This is a genomic window from Bradyrhizobium ferriligni, from assembly GCF_056837965.1.
In genome coordinates, this window is sequence record NZ_JBXEJO010000110.1 from 1 (window position 1) to 21,713 (window position 21,713).

The window sequence follows — 21,713 nt, forward strand, 5'->3', positions numbered from 1 at the left end:
CACCCTGCCCTCCCGCTTTCAGGGGGAGGGAGAAGAAAGCGATCAGCCGAAATGCACGTCGTCCGATTCAAGCGTCGTTGCGCGAAGCAATCACGTGATGGATCGCGTCAGCCGACCGCCTTCAATCCCAGCGGCACCGCGGCCTCGTATTTCGAGTTGTGCAGCACCAGTGACGTCCTGACGTTGCGCACGTGCGGCGCGGCCGTCAGGTGGGTGACGAAATCCTGGAACGTCGCCATGTCGGGCGCGACGCATTTGAGGATGAAGTCGACTTCGCCCGACAGCATCCAGCATTCCCGCACCAGCGGCTCGGCGCGCACGAAATTCTCGAAGGCGCGAAGATCGGCGTCGGCCTGGCTCGACAGATGCACCGAGGCGAACACCGTGACGTCGTAGCCGAGGCGGCGCGGATCGAGCAGGCCGCGGTATCCCTGGATGTAGCCTTCCTCCTCCAGCGCCCGCACCCTGCGCAGGCAGGGCGGCGGCGAGATACCGACGCGTTTGGCCAGTTCCACATTGGTGATTCGGCCATCGGCCTGGATCTCGGCGAGGATTTTGAGGTCGATCTCGTCAAGGTTCTTCGACACGCGACTACAGTTCCCTAAGGGTTTGGAAGGCTTGGCAGGTCCGCCGGCAACTCTCATAGCGCAGCCAGCCGGCATTGCGCAATTTTATTGCGCGTGCAGCGCACGATTTCGCGAATGTGACTTCAGTTCCGGGGAAAAATCGCTGCCATGGATTGCAAATCTTGCATAGCTTCCCAGATATCCTAGACTTGGATTTGACACTTTCAGCACCGCCGTGACCTGCCTCCGGGGTGCTTCCCACACAAGTCCCCGTCAAAGTCCCCAGAAGAGAGGGATCAGCTAATGCCCGCGCCTGTCCACGCCAAGGTCGTCATCATCGGGTCCGGCCCCGCCGGCTACACCGCAGCGATCTACGCGGCACGCGCGATGCTCGAGCCGGTGCTGATCCAGGGCATCCAGCCGGGCGGGCAGCTCACCATCACCACCGACGTCGAGAACTATCCCGGCTTCGCCGATGTGATCCAGGGCCCCTGGCTGATGGAGCAGATGGAGAAGCAGGCGGCCCATGTCGGCACCAAGATCGTCACCGATCACGTCAACAAGCTGGAACTCGGCCAGCGCCCGTTTCGCCTGACCTGCGATTCCGGCGACGTCTATCTCGCAGAGACCGTGATCCTCGCCACCGGCGCCCAGGCGCGCTGGCTCGGCCTGCCCTCGGAAGCAAAGTTCCAGGGCGGCGGCGTGTCGGCCTGCGCGACCTGCGACGGCTTCTTCTACCGCGGCAAGAACGTCGTGGTGGTCGGCGGCGGCAACACCGCGGTCGAGGAAGCGATGTACCTGACCAATCACGCCTCCCAGGTCACCATCGTGCATCGCCGCGATCATTTCCGCGCAGAGCGCATCCTGCAGGAACGGCTGTTCAAGAATCCCAAGATCAAGGTGGTGTGGGATTCGGCGATCGACGAGATCTGCGGATCGGAGAACCCGAACAAGGTCACCCATGTGCGGCTGAAGAACGTCAAGACCGGCGCGCTCACGAACCTCAAGACCGACGGCGTCTTCATCGCGATCGGCCATGCGCCGGCGACGGAGCTCGTCAAAGGCCAGATCAAGCTGAAACCGTCGGGCTATGTCGAGGTCGCGCCGAACTCCACCGCGACCTCGATGCCCGGCCTGTTCGCCGCGGGCGACGTGGCGGACGAAACCTTCCGGCAGGCGGTCACCGCCGCCGGCCTCGGATGCATGGCTGCGCTCGAGGCGGAACGCTTCCTGGCTCTTCGCGCGAGCGATCGCGCAGCGGCGGAATAATCATGGCACGATCTCGCGACGGATTTACGGATATGGATTGGGACAAGCTGAAGGTCTTTCACGCAGCGGCGGAGGCGGGCAGCTTCACGCATGCCGGCGAACAGCTTGGCCTGTCGCAATCGGCGGTCTCCCGCCAGGTCAGCGCGCTGGAGCAGGAGCTCTCGGTGTCGCTGTTTCACCGCCACGCCCGCGGCCTGATCCTCACCGAACAGGGCGACCTCTTGTTCCGCACCGCGCATGACGTGTTCATGCAGCTGCAGGCGGCCCGCGCAAAGCTCACCGACAGCCGCGAGCGGCCGAGCGGCGACCTCAAGATCACGACGCCGCCGGCGCTCGGCATCAACTGGCTGATCCCGCGGCTCGACGAGTTCACCGCGCTCTATCCCGACATCCGGATCTCGCTGATCGTCACCGACGAGGATCTCGACCTCTCGATGCGCGAGGCCGACGTCGCGATCCGCACCCGCAAGCCGACCCAGCCGGACCTGATCCAGCGCAAGCTGTTCTCGATCGGCTTCCATGCCTATTGCTCGCCGGAATACATCAAGCGCTTCGGCACGCCGCGCACGCTCGATGATCTCGACTCGCATCGCATCATCATGCTCGGCGACTCGCAGGTGCCGCCGCATCTGCAGAACCGCAGCTGGCTGATCGATGCCGGCCGCAACGGCTCCGGTCCGCGCGAGCCCTACTTCAAGGTCAACAACATCCTCGGCCTCGTGCGCGCCTGCCAGCAGGGCCTCGGCATCGCCGCGCTGCCGGACTATCTGGTCGAACAGAACAACCTCGTGCAGCTGTTCGGCGAGTCCGACTCGATCGCGCTCGACACCTACTTCGTCTATCCGGAAGAGCTGAAGACGGTGGCCCGCGTGCAGGTGTTCCGCGACTTCGTGGTCAGCAAGGCGCAGCGCTGGCCGTCGTGATTAAGCGGCCCTTATAGGGCTGGTTTATAGGGATATCCGTGCTGCCCCCGGTCTCCGCATGACTGACATGCGACCTGGATAGTTGCTGCAAGGCGTCGATGGGGATCATAGTGCTTACACGCTGAGCGTTCGCGTCGCGCATATGTCCCCCTCCTCCAGTGGCGCGGAAGTTCAGTAATCCCTCTTGGAAGGTGATTGTGTCGGCCTCACGTGGCCAATACCTTAAGCCGGGCTCACTTGAGCCCGGCTTTTTTTCTTCGCCGTGCCTTTTCATCTTCACGTCATGCGCAAAACGCGCCGCACGCGCCGATCAGCATGTGCATTGACAACAACCTCGCAGCGCAGCATCATTATCCCATGATCACGACTTCGTGCGCCGTTCTGTCGTCGAAAAAAGCTCCCCTCCCGGGGACACGAGATCGCGCGCGATAAGATCACCTTCGCATTCAAACCGATCCCGAAACCCCGCCGCCTGGACGGGGTTTTTTGTTGGTCCCGTCTCCGGCTTTGCCTTCTCGAGGAGATGGAACATGACCGATCTACACCAGCAATTGCAGGGCCTCTGGCTACCCCTGATCACGCCATTCCGTAACGGCGAGCTCGACGTCACCTCGCTGCGGCGTCTCGTACGGCACTACGCCAATGGCCCCGTCGACGGGTTCATTCTCGGTGCAACCTCCGGCGAGGGCATGGCGCTCAGCATGGACGAGCTGGAGGGCCTGGTGAGCGTCGTGCTCGACGAGCTCAGTGCCAGCTCCCGCCATCTGCCGGTCTGTCTCGGGCTCTCCGGTGCCTCGACCGCCCGGATGAAGGAAGCGCTGGACGACACGGCCGACTGGCCGATCAACGGCTATCTGATCGCCAGCCCCTATTATATCAGGCCCTCGCAACGCGGGCTCGTGCAGCACTTCAACGCGCTCGCCGATCACGCGTCGTGGCCGATCGTGCTTTACAACATTCCCTATCGCACGGCGGTGAACCTGACCAACGAGACGCTGCTGGCGCTCGCGGACCATCCGAACATCGCCGGCATGAAGGATTGCTGCGCCGACCGCGCGCAGTCGATCGACTTCCTCAACCGCCGGCCGGCCGGCTTCCGCGTGCTGACCGGCGAGGATGCGCAGACTTTCGATGCGCTCTCGGACGGCGCCGACGGCGCGATCCTGCTGTCCGCACATCTGGAAACAAACACCTTCGCCGCGATCCGCACGCTGCTGCAGCAGGGCCAGCGCGACGCGGCGCTGGCTGCCTGGCAGAGCGTCGTCGGCCTGACGAGGCTGCTGTTCGCCGAACCGAGCCCCGCGCCGGCCAAGCACTGGCTGTGGCGGCAGGGACTGATCGACAGCCCCGAGGTGCGGCTGCCGATGGTCGCGGTGAGCGAGGATCTCGCAACCTGGCTCGACGCCGAGATGGAACGGCGCGCGCAACTTCTGCTGCCGGCGTAACTCTTGTAGCCCGGATGGAGCGAAGCGAAATCCGGGGCCATCGCCACGTGGCGCGACCGGCCCCGGATTGCGCTGCGCTTCATCCGGGCTACGCATCGTGTGTCCCTCGCCCAGAGCCTGCAGGGCGAGAGACAAGAGCTCAATCCAGCTTCACCCGCGAAAGACGCAGCGCATTGCCGATCACGCTGACCGAGGACAGCGCCATCGCGGCGGCGCCGACCATCGGCGACAGCAGGATGCCGAACAGCGGGTACAGCACGCCGGCCGCGATCGGCACGCCGGCGGCGTTGTAGACGAAGGCGAACGCCAGGTTCTGGCGGATGTTGCGCATGGTTGCGACCGACAGCCGCCGCGCGCGGACCAGGCCCATCAGGTCGCCGGTCAAAAGCGTGATGCCGGCGCTCTCGATCGCGACGTCGGTGCCGCCGCCCATCGCGATGCCGACATCGGCAGCGGCGAGCGCCGGCGCGTCATTGACGCCGTCGCCTGCCATCGCGACTGTGCGCCCCTCGCCGCGCAGCCGCTGCACGACCTCGCTCTTGCGCTCCGGCAGAACGCCGGCCTCGACCTCGTCGATGCCAAGCGTCATTGCCACCGCCCGCGCTGTGGTCTCATTGTCGCCGGTCAACATCACGATGCGCAGGCCCTCGGCACGCAGCGCCTGCAGCGCTCTCGTCGCGGACGGCTTGACCGGATCGGCGATCGCGATCACCCCGGCGATGCGGCCATCGACCGCGACATAGATCGCCGTCGCGCCGTCCCGCCGCGCGGCCTCGGCCGCCTCGTCGAGCGCTGCTGTCGCGATCTTCAGCTCGGCCATCAGCACCGCGTTGCCGAGCGCAACCTGCCTGCCTTCGACCATGCCGGTCGCGCCCTTGCCGGAGGGCGAGACAAAATTGCTGACGGCGGCGGATGCAAGCTTGCGCTCCTTGGCAGCGGCGATGATCGCCTGCGCCAGCGGATGCTCGCTGCCCTGCTCGACACTGGCGGCAACGCGCAGCAGATCGCTCTCGCCGAACCCTTCGGCGGCAATGACGCGCACGACCTTCGGCTTGCCCTCGGTGAGCGTACCGGTCTTGTCGATGACCAGCGTATCGATCGCCTCCATCCGCTCCAGCGCCTGCGCGTCGCGGATCAGGATGCCGGAATGCGCGCCGCGGCCGACACCGACCATGATCGACATCGGCGTCGCCAATCCCAGCGCGCAGGGGCAGGCGATGATCAGCACCGTGACGGCGGCGACCAGCGCGAAGGTCAGGCGCGGCTCGGGGCCGAACACCGTCCAGGCGATGAAGGCGAGCACGGCGGCGGCGATCACCGCCGGCACGAACCAGCCGGCGACACGATCGGCCAGCCGCTGGATCGGCGCGCGTGAGCGCTGCGCCTTCGCCACCATGTCGACGATCCGCGACAGCATGGTGTCGCGGCCGATCTTCTCGGCGCGCATCACGAGGCCGCCGCTCCGGTTGACCGTGCCGCCGATCACCCTCTCGCCTTCGGCCTTGGTGACCGGCATCGACTCGCCTGTGACCATGGACTCGTCAATGACCGCACTGCCCTCGACGACGACGCCGTCGACCGGCACCTTCTCGCCCGGCCGCACGCGCAGGCGGTCGCCGACCTTGATTGCGTCGATGTCGATATCCTCGTCGCCATGTTCGGTGATGCGCCGCGCGGTCTTGGGTGCGAGGCCGAGCAGCGCGCGGATCGCGCCCGAGGTCTGCGCGCGGGCGCGCAATTCCAGCACCTGGCCGAGCAGCACCAGCACCGTGATCACGGCCGCCGCCTCGAAATACACCGCGACCGCGCCGTGCATGTCGCGAAACGCGGGCGGGAACAACTGCGGCGCCAGTGTCGCGACCACGCTGTAGACATAGGCGACGCCGGTGCCCATCGCGATCAGCGTGAACATGTTGAGATTGCGGGTGACGAGCGACTGCCAGCCGCGCACGAAGAACGGCGCACCGGCCCACAGCACGACCGGCGTCGCCAGCACGAACGAGATCCAGTTCGACCAGCCCTGTGGCACCAGATGCATCAGCCCGAGATGGCTGCCCATCTCGAGCACGAACACCGGCAAGGTCAGCGCGAGGCCGATCCAGAACCGCCGCGTCATGTCGATCAGTTCAGGATCCGGTCCGTCGTCGAGCGAGATCTGCTCGGGCTCCAGCGCCATGCCGCAGATCGGGCAGCTGCCGGGGCCGACCTGGCGCACCTCGGGGTGCATCGGGCAGGTGTAGATGGTGCCCGCGGGTGCCGGCGGCTCCTCCTCGCGCGGCTTGAGATACTTCTCAGGGTCGGCTTCGAAACGCTCGCGGCAGCGGCCGCTGCAGAACAGGTACTCCTCGCCCTTGTAGCTGAAGCCGTGCTTGGTGGTCGCCGGGTTGACCTTCATGCCGCAGACCGGATCGATCGCGAACGCCGCATCGGCCGGCGTCGTGTCGTGATCATGCTTGCCGCCGCAGCAGGAATGCGCGGCCGTGCCGTTGTGGTGATGATCCGCGTGCGAATGGTCGTGCTTTGCGTGTGCCACGAAACTCTTCCCGGCCGCTAATCCGGCCTCTTGATTTGTATACCCTAGGGGGGTATATGAGGCCTATGAGAGACGAGGTCAAGACATCCTGCTTAAAACGGCTCAAACGGATCGAAGGTCAGATCCGCGGGTTGGCCGCCATGGTCGAGGACGACCGCTATTGCATCGACGTGGTGACGCAGATCGCGGCCGCACGCGCGGCACTGCGCCGCGTCGAGGAAGAGGTCCTCCGCGATCATGTCGCGCATTGCGTCGAGCATGCGATCTCGTCCGGCGACAAGGCCGACCAGCGGCGCAAGATCGCCGAACTGATGGACGTGATCGGGCGCGCGGATCGGTGAGCTAAGCGCCACCCCCACACTCGATGTCGTCCCTGCGAAAGCAGGGACCCATAACCACGGGACGTGAGGATGGAGCTGGGGCCACAGCCCGCTTCAACAACGCAACCCTGTGTTTATGGGTCCCGGGTCGCGCTTCGCTTGCCCGGGACGACGTGAGAAAGAGCGCCACCCGCACACTCAGTGTCGTCCCTGCGAAAGCAGGGACCCACAACCACAGGACGTGGCGATGGAGCGAGCTGGGGCCACAGCTCGCTTCAACAACGCGACCCTGTGGTTATGGGCCCCGGGTCGCGCTTCGCTTGCCCGGGAAGACGTAGGAAGAAAGCTAGGCTCAGTTTGCCGCCGCCGTTGCGCGCAGCTGGCGATCGCCTGCTCAGGTATTGAATCTGAAATGCATGACGTCGCCGTCGGCGACGACGTACTCCTTGCCTTCAAGCCGCAGCTTGCCGGCATCGCGCGCGCCGGCTTCGCCGTTGCCGGCGATGTAATCGGCATAGGCGATGGTCTCGGCGCGGATAAAACCCTTCTCGAAATCGGTATGGATCACGCCGGCGGCGGCGGGCGCCTTGGTGCCGCGGTCGATGGTCCAGGCGCGCGCTTCCTTGGGGCCGACGGTGAAATAGGTGATGAGATCGAGCAGCCGGTAGCCGGCGCGGATCAGCCGATCGAGCCCGGCCTCTTCCAGGCCCAGCGTCTCCAGAAAGTCGGTGCGTTCTTCACGCGACAGCGTCGCGATTTCGGATTCGATCTTGGCCGAGATCACGACCGCGACCGCGCCCTCCTCCTTGGCGCGATCGAACACCGCCTTGGAGAAATTGTTGCCGTCCTTGGCCGACCCTTCCTCGACGTTGCAGACGTAGAGCACGGGCTTCGAGGTCAGGAGCCCGAGCATGCGGAACGCCCGCTCCTCCTCCGGCTTGCGCTCCAGCGCGCGCGCCGGCTTGCCGTCGCGCAGCAGCACCAGCGCGCGGTTGACGAGCTCGAGCTGCTCCTTGGCTTCCTTGTCGTTGCCCTTGGCCTTTTTCGAGAGGTTGTCGACGCGCTTCTCCAGGCTGTCGAGGTCGGACAGCATCAGCTCGGTCTCGATGGTCTCGATGTCGGCGAGCGGCGCGATCTTGCCCTCGACATGGGTGATGTCCGAATCCTCGAAGCAGCGCACAACATGAGCGATGGCATCGACCTCGCGGATGTTGGCGAGGAACTGGTTGCCGAGGCCCTCGCCTTGCGACGCGCCGCGGACGAGGCCCGCGATGTCGACGAAGGTCAGCCGGGTCGGAATGATCTGCGCGGACTTCGCGACCGCCGCGAGCTTCTCCAGCCGCGGATCGGGCACCGCGACCTCGCCGACGTTCGGCTCGATGGTGCAGAACGGATAGTTCGCCGCCTGGGCGGCCGCCGTCTCGGTCAGCGCATTGAACAACGTCGACTTGCCGACGTTAGGCAGCCCGACGATCCCGCATTTGAATCCCATGTCTTCCTCAATAATCTCTGGTTCGTCATGGCGGGCTCGTGCCGATGACGATTAAGGGAGATCAGGCCGGCTTCTCGCCGCCGTTCTCACCCTTGTCGAAAAATCCCTTGGACTGCATCGTCAGATGCACCTTGTTGGCGAACGACGCGTCGTGCCCCGCAGCCAGCAGGCCGGCATTGTCGGCGACGGCCTGGCACAAGGCCTCCACCCACGCCCGGTCGCTCTTGGCGAAGTCCGACAGCACGTGGCTGTGCACGAGCTCCTTGACGCCGGGATGACCGATCCCGAGCCGCACCCGCCGATACTCATTGCCGATATGCGCGGAGATCGAGCGCAGGCCGTTATGGCCGGCGATCCCGCCGCCGATCTTGACCCGCACCTTGGCGGGCGGCAGTTCGAGCTCGTCCTGGAACACGGTGATGTCGGAGGGCGAGAGCTTGAAGAAGTTCGCCGCTTCCTGCACCGCGCGCCCGGACTCGTTCATGTAGGTGGCCGGCTTCAGCAGCACGACCTTCTCACGATCGACGACGCCCTCGGAGGTCTCGCCCTGAAAGCGACGGCGCCATGGTGCGAAACCATGACGCCGTGCAATCTCGTCGACCGCCAGGAAACCGATATTGTGCCGGTTGCTGGCGTATTTCGCGCCGGGATTACCGAGACCGACAAAAAGGCGCATGGCGCGGCATCCCGCGTCGGCGCGCCATCAGACGATCGCGCGCCGACCTGATCGATTACTTCTTCTTGTCGCCACCGGCGGGAGCCTTGGCACCCGCGGCCGGAGCTGCTGCACCCGCAGCCGGAGCCGCCGCGGCCGGAGCCGCAGCACCCGCGGCCGGAGCAGCGCCACCGGCAGCAGCCGCAGCCGCGGCCTTCTGCTCTTCGGCGTAGCCGGACGGCGGCACGATGGTGACCAGCGTCGCGTCCTCGCGGGTCAGCGACTTCACGCCCGTGGGCAGCTTGACGTCGGAGAGATGCAGCGAGTAGCTGATCTCCAGCGCGCCGACGTCGGCCTCGATGTATTGCGGAATGTTGTCGACCGAGCACTCGAGATCGAGCGCGTGGGTGACGATGTTCACGGTGCCGCCGCGCTTGACGCCCGGCGAACTTTCACCGTTCACGATGTGAAGCGGCACGCTGACGCGGATGGTCGCGCCTTCGCCGAGCCGCATGAAGTCGACATGGAGCGGGAAGTCCTTCACCGGATCGAGGTGGTAGTCGCGCGGAATCACGCGATGCTTCTTGCCCTCGATATCGATGTCGAACAGCGTGGTGAGGAACCGGCCCGCCAGGATGCGCTGGCGCAGTTCACGATCGTCGACCGAGATGGTCACCGGGGGCTGGTTGTCTCCATAGATCACTCCGGGAACTCTCCCGGCGCGACGCTCTGCCCGGGCGGCCCCCTTGCCGCTCTTCGGACGCGCGGTCGCCTTCAATTCCTTGACGGTCGCCATAGCGTTAAGTCCTTGTATTTAAAAAGTTAAAGGCCGCAGCGCGGCCCATGCTCAGGTCCACAGCAAGCCTCCAGGGGTGCGGGGGCCGCGGACGTGGCGGGCTTTTAGCCCCAAAGGGCCGAAATGACAAGGAAATGAAGGGATTTTTCTTGCTCGCCCCCAAGGCGTGGGAGCGTAGCCCGGATGGAGCGAAGCGCAATCCGGGGCCGGCCCCGCGGAGGCAGTGGTCCCGGATTTCGCTTCGCTCCATCCGGGCTACATGCCGTTTCAGCCCGCCGAGCCGCCGAGCTTGGCCTCCAGCGCGGCGATCCGCGCCTTCAGCGCCTCGTTCTCCTCGCGCGCCAGGCGGGCCATGTCCTTGACCGCGTCGAATTCCTCGCGCTTGACCACGTCGAGGTCGCGCAGGATACGTTCCGCCTGGTTGCGCATGACCGTGTCGACCTCGCGCTTGACGCCCTGGGCGGCGCCCGCGGCATCGTTCATCAGACGGCCGATCTCATCGAAAAACCGGTTGCTGGTCTGGGTCATCTGGCAAAACTCTCCGCGTTCACTGGCCTCGCGCCAAAGACAATGGCGATCTCAGCCATCCGGTTCAAGTCCGCCGCGAATGGCAGGCCTCCCGAGGCTTGCCTTGTCATGCTCCGGTTTCCTTGCAATCGTATGAACTCACAACAGAAATCGCACACATAACGCGAGCAGAAACGCCATGATCGAAGAGACCGTCGAGATCCCGACCAAGGACGGCAAGACCACCACCTTCATCACCCATCCGGAGCGCGGCGGCCCCTTCCCCGTCGTCATCTTCTACATGGACGCGCCGGCGATCCGCGAGGAGCTGCGCGACATGGCGCGCCGGCTCGGCACGTCAGGCTATTATGTGATGCTGCCCAATATGTATTACCGCGCCGGCGTGATGGAGCTCGGTCCGATCAATCCCGATCCGGAATCGCCCGAACGCAAGCGCATGTTCGAGCTGATGCACTCGCTCAACATTCCGCTGGTGATGGAAGACACCAAAGGCCTGCTCGCCTATGCCGAGACGCAGAAGGCCGCGAACACCAGCATCATCGGCACCGTCGGCTATTGCATGAGCGGCCGCTATGCGGTGAACGCGGCGACCCATTTCGGCGATCGCGTCAAGGCCGCCGCCTCGGTCTACGGCACGCATCTGGCGACCGACCAACCCGACAGTCCGCATCTTGCCGCGCAAAAGACAAAGGCCGAACTCTATTTCGCCTGCGCCGAGACCGATATCTACGCGCCACAGGACATCATCGAGCAGGTGAAGGCCGGCATGAAGGGATCGAACAACGAGGTAGAGATCTATCCCGGCACGCATCACGGCTTTGCGTTCCCCAAGCGCCCGGTCTATGACCGCGACGCCGCCGAACGCCACTGGGAGCGGCTGCTGGCGCTTTACCGCCGCAACCTCGTGAGCTGAGTCTCAAAACGCACGATGCCGTTCCTGTTGATCGACTTTCCGGTGTTCAATCCCGTCGCGCTCTCGCTCGGGCCGATCGTGATCCGCTGGTATGCGCTGGCCTACATCGTCGGCATCGTGCTGGGCTGGATCTACGCCCGCTCGCTGATCAAGAAGGAGCGGCTGTGGGGCGGCCCGGCGCCGATCACGCTGCCGCAACTCGACGATTTCATCCTCTGGATCACCATCGGCATCATCGTCGGCGGCCGCACCGGCTATGTGCTGTTCTACAACCTGCCCTTCTTCATCGCGCATCCGGCCGAAATCCTGGAATTGTGGAAGGGCGGCATGTCGTTCCACGGCGGCTTCCTCGGCTGCGTCGCGGCAGTGATGCTGTTTGCCCGCCGCAACAACATCCCGATCCTGTCGCTCGGCGATATCACCACCGCGGTCGCGCCGATCGGGCTGTTCCTCGGCCGGCTCGCCAATTTCATCAACAGCGAATTGTGGGGCCGTCACGCCGATCCGAGCCTGCCCTGGGCCATGATCTTCCCCAATGGCGGGCCGCTGCCGCGGCATCCGAGCCAGCTCTACGAGGCCGGGCTTGAAGGCATCGTGCTGTTTGCGGCGCTGGCCGTCATGATCCGGATGGGGGCGCTCAAGCGTCCCGGCCTGATCCTCGGCAGCTTCATTGCGATCTACGGCGTTGCCCGAATCATCGGCGAGCACTTCAGGGAGCCCGACCCGCAGCTGGGATTCCTGTGGGGCGGATTAACCATGGGCATGCTGCTGTCGGTGCCAATGATCATCGTTGGCGTTATCCTCATCACGGCCGCCGTCCGCCGCAGGGCGAGCGGTCCGGCGCCGAGTTCAACCTGACCAAGTTCAATCCAAAGCAAGTGCAATCCAAGGAAGGCCGTGAGCGAACCCTCCCCGCTGCTGGATGAGATCAGGAAGCTGATCAAGCTGTCCGGGCCGATGCCGGTCTGGCGCTACATGGAATTGTGCCTGATGCATCCGCGGTACGGCTACTATTTGTCGCGCGATCCGCTCGGCCGCGAGGGCGATTTCACCACATCGCCCGAGGTCAGCCAGATGTTCGGCGAACTGCTTGGGCTGTGGAGCGCCTCGATCTGGCGCGCGATCGGCTCGCCTGAGACGCTCCGCCTGATCGAGCTCGGCCCCGGCCGCGGCACCATGATGGCGGACGCGCTGCGCGCGCTTCGCGTGCTGCCGCCGCTCTACCAGTCGCTCAGCATCCACCTCGTCGAGGTCAATCCGGTGCTGCGCGACAAGCAGTACGCGACGCTGACGGGCGTGCGCGATATCACCTGGCACGACAGCATCGACGACGTGCCCGAGGGACCGGCGGTGATCCTCGCCAACGAATATTTCGACGTGCTGCCGATCCACCAGATGGTCCGGCGCGAGACCGGCTGGCACGAGCGCACGGTCGGGATGGATGCCAACGGCAACCTGTATTTCGCTCCCGCCCCCGAGCCGACACCGCATTTCGAGGTGCTGCTGCCGCCGCTGGTGCGCGCCGCCCCGCTCGGCGCGGTGTTCGAATGGCGGCCCGACAACGAGGTCATGAAGCTGGCTACGCGGCTGCGCGACCAGGACGGCGCCGCGCTGATCATCGATTACGGCCATCTGCGCAGCGACGCCGGCGACACCTTCCAGGCGATCGCACGCCACAGCTTCGCCGACCCGCTGAAGAACCCGGGACAGGCCGACGTGACCGCGCATGTCGATTTCCAGGCCCTGGCGCGGGCCGCCGAGGATGTCGGCGCGCGCGTACACGGACCGGCGACGCAGGGCGACTTCCTCAAGCGTCTCGGCGTCGAGGCCCGCGCCGCCGGGCTGATGGCGAAAGCAAGCCCCGAAGTCTCCGCCGACATTGCCGGCGCGCTGAAGCGGCTGACCGATTCCGGGCGCGGCGGGATGGGCTCGATGTTCAAGGTCATGGCCATCTCCGACCCGCGCCTCACCTCGATCGCCGGATTGAGCGATCAGCCTGACGAGACCGAACAATGACATTGGGATCACCGTTGCTGTCGGCCATTCCGGGCCTGCGCCATGCCTTCTTCTCGCGCGAGGGCGGCGTGTCGGAGGGCATCTATGCCGCGCTGAATGGCGGGCTCGGCTCGCGCGACGATCCGGCCAAGGTCGCGGAAAACCGGCGGCGGATGGCGGCGCAGCTCGGCGTGCCGCTCGATCACCTCGTCAGCGTGCATCAGGTTCACTCGCCTGACGTCGTGGTCGTGACCGGTCCATGGAATGGCGCCGCGCGCCCGAAGGCGGACGCGCTCGTCACCCGCACCGAGGGCCTTGCGATATCGGTCACGACGGCCGACTGCGGCCCGATCCTGTTCGTCGATCCCAATGCACGGGTGATCGGCGCGGCGCATGCCGGCTGGAAGGGCGCGCTGACCGGCGTGCTGGAATCGACCATCGACGCCATGGAGAAGCTCGGCGCCGAGCGCGGCGGCATCGTCGCCGCCATCGGCCCGCTGATCCGCAAGGAGTCCTACGAGGTCGGCAACGAATTCGTCGAACGCTTCATCGAGGCCGATGCGGAGAACGGCATGTTCTTCATGCCCGCCGAACGCGACGGACACGCGATGTTCGATCTTGCCGGCTTCATCCGCATGCGACTGGAAAATGCCGGCGTGCTGATGATCGACGATCTCGGCATCGACACTTATTCCGACGAGCGCTGCTTCAGCTACCGCCGCTCCGTGCATCGCAAGGAAGCCGATTACGGCCGGCTCGTTCACGCCATCGCGCTGGAAAGCTGACGCCGGGCGTCCTCCTCATTTTTGTGCGACAAGCGTCTTGACTCTCCACCTGCTGGAGACCGGACAAGCGGCGCATGACACAACGCACCTACAGCATCGGCGAGGCGGCGCGGCTCAGCGGAATTTCCGTCCGCAAGCTCCGCTTCTATTCGGACCAGGGGTTGCTGCCGCCGGCCGGCCGCACCGCGAGCGGCTATCGCGTCTTCACCGACGACGAACTGGTTCGCCTCGACCTGATCCGCTGCCTGCGCGATGCTGGGCTCGGTCTCGACGCCATCCGCGAGGTCCTGACCAGGCAGCTCTCGCTGGTCGAGGCGCTGCAGCTTCGCCTCGAGACGCTGGAAGCGGAGATCGCGGCGCAGCGCCGCGTCGCCTCGGCCCTGCGGGCTGCGTTGCGTTCACCGCAACTCACCGAAGCAGATTTGAGGAGATTCCTAACCATGACGCAGCTGTCCCGCACCGAGCGCCGCAACGTCGTCGAGCGCTTCTTCGAGAAAGTGTCCGACGGCATCAACATCGACCGGAAATGGATCCGGCAGATGATCGAGACCAGCGTACCCGAATTGCCGGACGAGCCGACGCCCGAGCAGTGCGATGCCTGGATCGAGCTTTCGGAGATGCTCAACGACCCTTCCCTCGTCGCCAACATCCGCGCTAACGCGGAAGACGTCTGGAATCATCACGTGCTGGATCTCGCCGCCTGGCAAGCGGCCAACGAAACCGTGCTGGCGAGAGCCAGGGAGATCATCGCGCGCGACCTCGGCCCGACGTCGGAGGCCGGCCAGGCGCTGGCGCGCGACTGGCTGGAAACATCGGCGCGATTGCTGAAGCGAAAACCTGATCCGGAATTCCGCAACTGGATTCGCGGCAAATATGCCCTGCACGACGCCCGTGCCGCGCGCTATTGGGAGCTCGTCGCCATCATGCGCGGGCAATCGCCGGACGCGAGCCCGAACCGCGAATGGGCCTGGATCACCGAGGCCATGCGGCACCATCTCTCTGACTGAGCAGGGAAATCCGAAACCTCGTGGCGCGCCGCCCGGATCGGTTAAGGGCTGTGGCCGTCCTGCCCTAGACGTTAAGCCGTTTTAACGATATCGCAGGACGCAATGAGGGAAGCGTCGAACCGCCAGTTTCAAACTGGGACAGCCGCGCGCGCCGCGATCGCAGGCACGTGGCTCGCGATCGCGTGCGCGCTTGGCGGCTGCGCGGCCGGCGGCAACGTGGCCGACTCCTACGCCATGGCCACGCCGGCAAGCATCGGCGCAACCGTTGCGTTCGAATCGATCGACGGCCCGCCGCCCCAGGTGTTCGACCGCATGGTCGGCGTGCTCGACAGCGAGTCCAAGCTGCGCAGCCTGTCGATCGTGTCGCGCCAGGGCGCTGCCGCCTATCGCGTGCGCAGCTATCTGTCGGCGCAGGTGGTGCGCGGCCGCACCATGATCTCGTGGGTGTGGGACGTCTACGACAGCAACCAGCAACGCGCGCTGCGGCTCTCCGGCGAGGAGCCCGCCGGCAAGGCCGGCCGCGACGCCTGGGCCGCCGCCGACGACCTGGTGCTGCGCAAGATCGCCCAGGCCGGGTTCAGCGGCCTCTCCAGCATGCTCAATGGCGGCCCGGCGGACAGCCCCGCGCCCGCCGCGGCACCGGACCTCCGCGGGCCCACGGTGGCAAGCTTCCCGGCCTCCGCCGCGCCCGAGACCGTGGCGCTCGGCTATTCCGCCGACTAAACCCCGTTATCTCCCGGGGAAATGGGTTTTTTGCCCAGGAAAAACGGCGGCCAAGGCCGGCTAATGGGTTGCCATCGGAGGCGCCTGCCTGATATTCCCTCGCGCACCGAAAACCCGCCGGTTCTGTAAGGACTTGAGATGCTGAACGTCGTATCCAGCAAGGCGCGGGGGGAAGCATCGATGTCGGCAAAGAACGGATCAATCAAACTCGTCGCCGGCAACTCCAATCCTGCGCTGGCGCAGGACATCGCCAAGGGACTTGGCATCGAACTGACCAAGGCCGTGGTCCGGCGCTTCGCCGACATGGAGATCTTCGTCGAGATCCAGGAGAACGTCCGCGGCTCGGACATGTTCATCCTGCAGTCGACGTCGTTTCCGGCCAACGACAATCTGATGGAACTGTTGATCATCACCGACGCGCTGCGCCGTTCCTCGGCGCGCCGCATCACCGCGGTGGTGCCCTATTTCGGCTACGCCAGGCAGGATCGCAGGTCCGGCTCGCGTACGCCGATCTCGGCCAAGCTCGTCGCCAACCTGATCTCGCACGCCGGCGTCGACCGCGTCATGACGCTCGACCTGCATGCCGGCCAGATCCAGGGCTTCTTCGACATCCCGACCGACAACCTGTTCGCGGCGCCCTTGATGGTGCGCGACATCAAAGAGAAGTTCGATCTCGCCAAGGTGATGGTGGTGTCGCCCGACGTCGGCGGCGTGGCGCGTGCCCGCGGCCTCGCCAAGCGCATCAACACCCCGCTTGCGATCGTCGACAAGCGCCGCGAGCGCCCGGGTGAGTCCGAGGTGATGAACGTGATCGGCGACGTCGCCGGCTACAATTGCATCCTGGTCGACGACATCGTCGATTCCGGCGGCACGCTGGTGAATGCGGCCGAAGCGCTGATCGCGCACGGCGCCAAGGAGGTCTCGGCCTACATCACCCACGGCGTGCTGTCCGGCGGCGCCGCCGCGCGCATCGCCTCGTCGCGGCTGAAGGAACTGGTCATCACCGACTCGATCCTGCCGACCGAGGCCGTCAACAAGGCGCCGAACATCCGCCAGATCTCGATCGCCGGCCTGATCGCCGAAGCGATCGGCCGCACCGCGGCGGAAGAGTCGGTCTCGAGCCTGTTCGATTAAATCGATATTTGCTGTCGTCCCTGCGAAAGCAGGGACCCATAACCACAGGCCGTTGTTGTTGCGAAGGCTGTGGCTCCAGCGTTGTAAATCAATTCGCATTGGTGGGTATGGGTCCCGGCTCAAGGCCGGGACGACACCGAGTTTGCGGCTATCGCTTCCTCAAAACCCCGGCCGCGGCACGTGGCTCATCAGCGTCCGCGCGTAGCCGCCATCGACGATGATCTCCTCACCATTGACGTAAGACGAGCGATCGCTGGCCAGGAACAGGGTCGCGTCCGCCATGTCCTGCGGTGCGCCGATCCGGCGCATCGGCACCACGGCGGTGCGCCGCTCGGTGACCCCAGGCGTATCGTAGAAGGTCTGGCTCATCGGCGTCACGACAAGGCCGGGGCTCACCACATTGCTGCGGATGCCATGCGGCCCCCATTCCGCGGCGAGTTGCTGCGAGAGCATCACTACGCCAGCCTTGCTGACGCTGTAGGCGCCGCTCTGCCCCTGCGCATTGCTGGCGGCGATCGAGGCGACGTGGATGAGGCTGCCGCGTCCGGCCTTGCGCATCTGGCGGCCGAACGCCTGCGCGCAGATGAAATAGCCGGTGAGATTGACCGCCAGCACCGCATTCCATTCCGCGAGCGCGAGCGTATCGAGCCCGCCCGGGCGCAGCACCGCCGCGGTGTTGACGAGGATGTCGCAAGCGCCAAACGTGCGCGCGACGGCGTCGGCGACAGCGGCGACATTGTCCTCACTGGTCGTATCGCAGTTCGCGACGAGATGACCGTCACCGAACTCACGAAGCTTTGCTTTGGTCTCCGCGAGGGAGCGCTCGTCGCGATCGAGCGCGGCGACCCTGGCGCCGGCCCGCGCGAAACTGACGGCGGTGGCGCGGCCGATGCCGCCGCCTCCGCCGGTAACGACGGCAACGCGGCCCGACAGGCCGAGCCAGTCAGAGGAATGTTGTTCGGTCATGGGCGCCTCCCGCGCGTTTTGGTTTTATGCCGCAAGCATAACCGAACGCGCCGCAGGCGAGAGCGATCCCGGCACGCATGCCGGAATCGCTTTTCCGCCGATGCTAACCAGGAATCCCCGCCGCGACCTGGCCGCGCAGCCGCTCGAGGCTGAGCAACGTGTTGGCACAGGCTTCCGCGACCTCGATCCCCTTGATCACGAAGTGCTTGCGGAAGAACTCGTAATGCACCTCGGTCTCGTGGAATTGCTGCGGCGTCAGCACCGCCGAGAACACCGGCACCTCGGTGCGCAACTGCACATCCATCAGTGCCTTGATCACGGTGTCGGCGACGAATTCGTGGCGGTAGATGCCGCCGTCGACGACGAGCCCGGCTGCGACGATCGCGGTGTAGCGGCGCGTCTTCGCCAGCAGCTGCGCGTGCAGCGGGATCTCGAACGAGCCCGGCACCTCGAACACATCGACATTGGTGATGTGGCGTGCCTCGATCTCCTTCAGGAAGGAGATGCGGCACTCTTCCACCACGTCGCGATGCCAGGACGACTGCACGAAGGCAACGCGCTGCGGCTTTGCGAAGTGCGGATGCTCCGGCGCCGGCGGAATGGCCGGCGTATCGGGAGCACTTTCTGCCTGGGAGGTTTGGACTTGAGAAGCTTGAACGTCTTGGTCTTGCAACATCTGATTCATGGCTTTCCTCTTTCAGGACCAGAATCAGGGCACACGGACAACGACACGAGCCCACGCGAAAATCGCGTTGGCCGCCGCAACCGTTCTCTTTCATCCGGACTGTAACCGTCGGCTTCGGAATTGCACCGAATCTGCTGACCCTTCCCCCGGCTTCGCGGAAGGAAGGCGCTCGCGGGCTTGGGCTCGTCACCCTTTACCGCCGGTGGGGATTTTCACCCCGCCCTGAGAACTCGGCACGCCCGGGATGGACGTGCCTGAGGCGAAATATGACCAAAGCGCGACAGCCGGGCAAGGCCTTTGGCATGGGGAAACGGCATGTCCCCATGAGCGCGTTGCGGCTCTGCGAGGTTGATGTGAGGGCCCGACCACTGATTCACAGGCGCGGCGAAGCGCCGGCAAATGGTTAACAAAGCGTTACGCGAACGCTTAGATTCCGATTTGTTCTCAAAATCACAGATGTGGCGGAGATCAGCTGTGGACGATGCGCGCTTTGGCTGTGGACGGACTCGGCGTGCGGTTGCGCGGATTCCGCAAATCACATCACTTCATCGGCGTCAGGTCCAGGGGCATCCGGAAGCCCGCATCAGGAACTGCACTCGGCCACGACGCAGTATGTCGCAAGTGCCGGCTTCCGTGTGCGTATCAAGCGATCATAAGAACAAGGTCCGAGACGGCATGTCCCTCCTCGAAAGCATTATCGATTCCCGGAACAACCCGCTTGCGGTGGTCGAGGATATCGCCACCGACAACAACTGGGCGTTCGAGCGTTCCGGCGAAGACGAGGTGACGATCGTCTCCAAGGGAGACTGGATCGATTATCAGCTCTCGTTCACCTGGATGGGCGAGATCGAGGCGCTGCATCTCGCCTGCGCCTTCGACATGAAGATGCCGCAGGCGCGCCGCGCCGAGGTGCAGCGGCTGGTCGCCGCGATCAACGAACAATTGTGGGTTGGCCATTTCGATCTGTGGACCCACACCGGCATGGTGATGCACCGTCAAGCGCTTGTGCTGCCCGGCGGCCTCACCGCCTCCACCGCGCAGTGCGAGGCCATGGTAGTCAACGCGATCCACGCCTGCGAGCGCTACTATCCGGCGTTCCAGTTCGTGGTGTGGGCCGGCAAGTCGACCGCCGAGGCGATGGCCGCAGCGATGTTCGACACCGAGGGCGAGGCGTAAGCGCGTCCTCAGGCTCGGTGTCGTCCCTGCGAAAGCAGGGACCCATACTCCGTGACCTCGGAGCTTACGCAAACTGCTTGTGGCTGCTCGCTCGTCTCACTAGAACCGGCTGTGGTTATGGGTCCCGGCTTTCGCCGGGACGACACCGGGTTTGTGGAGACGCCTGTGAACACGAGCAGCGCACTTAAGAACACCACCGGCACCATCGCGCTTGCGGGCGCGGGCAAGATGGGCGGCGCCATGCTGACCGGCTGGCTCGCGCAGGGCCTCGCACCCGAGCGCGTCGCGGTGATCGATCCGCAGCTCTCGCCGGAAATTTCCGCGCTTGCCGCAAAGGGCGTGCGGCTCAATCCGCAGGCGAAGGATCTCGGCACGGTCGACACCCTTGTCGTCGCGGTGAAGCCGCAATCATTCCGCGACGCCGGCGCCGCGCTGAAATCCTTCGTCGGTCCCTCGACACTCGTCGTCTCGATCATGGCCGGCACTACCATGTCGGCGCTGGAAGAGGTTGTCGGCGGCGCGGTGGTGCGCGCGATGCCGAACACGCCGGCGGCGATCGGCCGCGGCATCACGGTCGCGGTGCCAGCGAAGAGCGTCACCGCCGCGCAGCGCGCGATGACGGACGCATTGCTGAAAGCGACCGGGCTCGTCGAATGGGTCGACGATGAGAGCCTGATGGACGCGGTGACCGCGGTCTCCGGCTCGGGTCCGGCCTATGTGTTCCTGCTCGCCGAGGAGCTCGCGCGTGCCGGGGTTGCGGCCGGCCTGCCCGAGCAGCTTGCGACCACGCTGGCGCGCGCGACCGTCGCGGGCTCCGGCGAGTTGTTGCATCGCTCGGATCTGCCCTCCGCGACCCTGCGGCAGAACGTCACCTCGCCCGGCGGCACCACCGCTGCCGCGCTGGAGGTGCTGATGGCCAATGACGGCATGCAGCCACTGATGACCCGCGCCATTGCCGCGGCAACGCGTCGCTCAAAGGAATTGGCGAAGTAGCCGCCTGCTAGTCCCGTCACCCTGAGGTGTGCGCTCTTGCGCACCTCGAAGGGTGCACGGCCCGCGGCCCATCCTTCGAGGCGCAAGTGCGCCGCAAGGCTCGCACCTCAGGATGACGGGATACGCGGATCGGCCTCAAGGCTTCATCTAGTGCGCCGAACCCGATGTCCCGGCAAGGCGCTTGTTGAAGCTCTCGACATTGATCAAACCGCGAGCGTGGCGGCCTTCGCCGAGCTTGCGCGTGCCCTCAAAGGCCTCGACCTCGAAACGGATCACGCGGCGCTCGACCGCGATCACCTTCGCGGTGGTCCGCACGGTGGCGCCGACCAGGGCAGCCGCGAGATGGCGGATATCGACCTCGGTGCCGACCGTGACCCAGCCGGGCCGCAACGCGGCGCGGATGGCGTCGCCCGACGCCATCTCCATTTCGAGGATCATCATCGGCGTCGCATAGACCATCGGCATGCCGGGCACGAAATGCCCGACGGTGCGCTCCGGCGGCACCACGAGCATGCGCTCGGCGCTCATGCCGACCTTGATGAAGTCGCGTGCGTCCATCGGTGCCTCAAAACAGTTGTCGTCCCGGCCTTGAGCCGGCAACTGTTATGTTGGTTTGGTCTGCAGGTACGGCTTTCGGTCTCGCATCATGGCATTGAGGACCGTCAGCAGCTTCCTGGCGACGGCGATGAGGGCGAGTTTGGCTGGTTTTCCGGCCTGTCGCAGTCGTGCATAGAAGGCCTTGAACGGATCAGCTCTGCGAACTGCGTTGAGGGCCGCCATATAAAGGGCGTCACGAACGCGCTTTCGGC

General features: G+C 65.4%; 22 protein-coding genes, 1 pseudogene and 1 riboswitch. Of the genes and pseudogenes, 13 read left to right on the forward strand and 10 right to left on the reverse strand.

Features of this window, described 5'->3' with window-relative positions:
* Positions 1–107: 107 nt before the first annotated feature.
* Positions 108–587 (reverse strand): Lrp/AsnC family transcriptional regulator, encoded by a 480-nt coding sequence (locus tag AC1VNY_RS39730; RefSeq protein ID WP_016845095.1) that lies wholly within the window; start codon positions 585–587, stop codon positions 108–110.
* A gap of 282 nt (positions 588–869) precedes the next feature.
* On the opposite strand from AC1VNY_RS39730, the gene trxB reads away from it, so the two are divergent.
* The 3 genes from trxB (at position 870) to AC1VNY_RS39745 (ending at position 4,203) form a co-directional block, all read left to right on the forward strand.
* Positions 870–1,835, forward strand: coding sequence for a thioredoxin-disulfide reductase (trxB, locus tag AC1VNY_RS39735; protein ID WP_482409263.1), 966 nt, complete (start codon positions 870–872; stop codon positions 1,833–1,835).
* 2 nt (positions 1,836–1,837) lie between these two features.
* Positions 1,838–2,758, forward strand: coding sequence for a LysR family transcriptional regulator (locus tag AC1VNY_RS39740; RefSeq protein ID WP_028344089.1), 921 nt, complete (start codon positions 1,838–1,840; stop codon positions 2,756–2,758).
* Between the two features lie 530 nt (positions 2,759–3,288).
* Positions 3,289–4,203 carry a 4-hydroxy-tetrahydrodipicolinate synthase family protein gene (locus AC1VNY_RS39745; protein WP_482409264.1) on the forward strand — a complete coding sequence of 305 codons (915 nt, stop codon included), beginning with the start codon at positions 3,289–3,291 and terminating at the stop codon, positions 4,201–4,203.
* A gap of 139 nt (positions 4,204–4,342) precedes the next feature.
* Here the strand turns inward: AC1VNY_RS39745 and AC1VNY_RS39750 are convergent, their stop codons facing one another.
* Positions 4,343–6,736: a heavy metal translocating P-type ATPase gene (locus AC1VNY_RS39750; protein ID WP_482409265.1), complete on the reverse strand. Its 2,394-nt coding sequence runs from the start codon at positions 6,734–6,736 to the stop codon at positions 4,343–4,345.
* A gap of 65 nt (positions 6,737–6,801) precedes the next feature.
* Between AC1VNY_RS39750 and AC1VNY_RS39755 the strand changes: the two genes are divergently transcribed.
* Positions 6,802–7,077, forward strand: a complete 276-nt coding sequence (locus AC1VNY_RS39755) for a metal-sensitive transcriptional regulator (protein ID WP_018269815.1) — start codon at positions 6,802–6,804, stop codon at positions 7,075–7,077.
* Between the two features lie 373 nt (positions 7,078–7,450).
* On the opposite strand, the gene ychF is transcribed toward AC1VNY_RS39755, so the two are convergent.
* The 4 genes from ychF to AC1VNY_RS39775 all read right to left on the reverse strand — a co-directional run bounded on the left by ychF (position 7,451) and on the right by AC1VNY_RS39775 (position 10,527).
* Complete coding sequence (gene ychF / locus AC1VNY_RS39760; protein ID WP_482409266.1) at positions 7,451–8,548, reverse strand: redox-regulated ATPase YchF; 1,098 nt, start codon at positions 8,546–8,548, stop codon at positions 7,451–7,453.
* A 61-nt stretch (positions 8,549–8,609) separates the two neighbouring features.
* Positions 8,610–9,224 (reverse strand): aminoacyl-tRNA hydrolase, encoded by a 615-nt coding sequence (gene pth / locus AC1VNY_RS39765; protein ID WP_482409267.1) that lies wholly within the window; start codon positions 9,222–9,224, stop codon positions 8,610–8,612.
* Positions 9,225–9,279: 55 nt separating this feature from the next.
* Positions 9,280–9,999 (reverse strand): 50S ribosomal protein L25/general stress protein Ctc, encoded by a 720-nt coding sequence (locus AC1VNY_RS39770; RefSeq protein WP_482409268.1) that lies wholly within the window; start codon positions 9,997–9,999, stop codon positions 9,280–9,282.
* Between the two features lie 267 nt (positions 10,000–10,266).
* Positions 10,267–10,527, reverse strand: coding sequence for an accessory factor UbiK family protein (locus AC1VNY_RS39775; protein WP_038388183.1), 261 nt, complete (start codon positions 10,525–10,527; stop codon positions 10,267–10,269).
* Between the two features lie 178 nt (positions 10,528–10,705).
* On the opposite strand from AC1VNY_RS39775, the gene AC1VNY_RS39780 reads away from it, so the two are divergent.
* From AC1VNY_RS39780 to AC1VNY_RS39810, 7 genes are all read left to right on the forward strand, one after another.
* Entirely contained in the window at positions 10,706–11,440 is a 735-nt protein-coding gene (locus tag AC1VNY_RS39780) for a dienelactone hydrolase family protein (RefSeq protein WP_482409269.1), read from the forward strand.
* Between the two features lie 15 nt (positions 11,441–11,455).
* Positions 11,456–12,298 (forward strand): prolipoprotein diacylglyceryl transferase, encoded by an 843-nt coding sequence (gene lgt / locus AC1VNY_RS39785; RefSeq protein WP_482409270.1) that lies wholly within the window; start codon positions 11,456–11,458, stop codon positions 12,296–12,298.
* A gap of 99 nt (positions 12,299–12,397) precedes the next feature.
* Complete coding sequence (locus AC1VNY_RS39790; RefSeq protein WP_482409276.1) at positions 12,398–13,456, forward strand: class I SAM-dependent methyltransferase; 1,059 nt, start codon at positions 12,398–12,400, stop codon at positions 13,454–13,456.
* Positions 13,453–14,220 carry a peptidoglycan editing factor PgeF gene (pgeF, locus tag AC1VNY_RS39795; protein WP_482409271.1) on the forward strand — a complete coding sequence of 256 codons (768 nt, stop codon included), beginning with the start codon at positions 13,453–13,455 and terminating at the stop codon, positions 14,218–14,220. Before AC1VNY_RS39790 ends, pgeF begins: the two co-directional genes overlap by 4 nt.
* Positions 14,221–14,294: 74 nt before the next feature.
* Positions 14,295–15,227: a MerR family transcriptional regulator gene (locus AC1VNY_RS39800; protein ID WP_482409272.1), complete on the forward strand. Its 933-nt coding sequence runs from the start codon at positions 14,295–14,297 to the stop codon at positions 15,225–15,227.
* 102 nt (positions 15,228–15,329) lie between these two features.
* The gene (locus AC1VNY_RS39805; RefSeq protein ID WP_482409273.1) at positions 15,330–15,950 is read left to right on the forward strand and encodes a hypothetical protein; all 621 of its coding nucleotides are present in this window, start codon (positions 15,330–15,332) and stop codon (positions 15,948–15,950) included.
* A 180-nt stretch (positions 15,951–16,130) separates the two neighbouring features.
* Positions 16,131–17,084, forward strand: a complete 954-nt coding sequence (locus AC1VNY_RS39810) for a ribose-phosphate pyrophosphokinase (RefSeq protein WP_028344316.1) — start codon at positions 16,131–16,133, stop codon at positions 17,082–17,084.
* A gap of 159 nt (positions 17,085–17,243) precedes the next feature.
* Here the strand turns inward: AC1VNY_RS39810 and AC1VNY_RS39815 are convergent, their stop codons facing one another.
* Positions 17,244–18,050: an SDR family NAD(P)-dependent oxidoreductase gene (locus AC1VNY_RS39815; RefSeq protein ID WP_482409274.1), complete on the reverse strand. Its 807-nt coding sequence runs from the start codon at positions 18,048–18,050 to the stop codon at positions 17,244–17,246.
* 103 nt (positions 18,051–18,153) lie between these two features.
* The gene (locus tag AC1VNY_RS39820) at positions 18,154–18,735 is read right to left on the reverse strand and encodes a 6,7-dimethyl-8-ribityllumazine synthase (RefSeq protein ID WP_038388176.1); all 582 of its coding nucleotides are present in this window, start codon (positions 18,733–18,735) and stop codon (positions 18,154–18,156) included.
* A gap of 78 nt (positions 18,736–18,813) precedes the next feature.
* A riboswitch (FMN riboswitch) is annotated at positions 18,814–18,969 on the reverse strand.
* Positions 18,970–19,410: 441 nt separating this feature from the next.
* On the opposite strand from AC1VNY_RS39820, the gene AC1VNY_RS39825 reads away from it, so the two are divergent.
* Positions 19,411–19,911, forward strand: coding sequence for a type III secretion system chaperone family protein (locus AC1VNY_RS39825; RefSeq protein ID WP_016844492.1), 501 nt, complete (start codon positions 19,411–19,413; stop codon positions 19,909–19,911).
* Positions 19,912–20,028: 117 nt separating this feature from the next.
* On the forward strand, positions 20,029–20,904 hold the full coding sequence (gene proC / locus AC1VNY_RS39830; RefSeq protein ID WP_482409277.1) for a pyrroline-5-carboxylate reductase: 876 nt from the start codon (positions 20,029–20,031) through the stop codon (positions 20,902–20,904).
* A 147-nt stretch (positions 20,905–21,051) separates the two neighbouring features.
* Here the strand turns inward: proC and AC1VNY_RS39835 are convergent, their stop codons facing one another.
* Positions 21,052–21,462, reverse strand: coding sequence for a thioesterase family protein (locus AC1VNY_RS39835; RefSeq protein ID WP_482409275.1), 411 nt, complete (start codon positions 21,460–21,462; stop codon positions 21,052–21,054).
* Between the two features lie 45 nt (positions 21,463–21,507).
* Positions 21,508–21,713, reverse strand: a pseudogene (locus AC1VNY_RS39840) (IS110 family transposase); the annotation flags it as partial.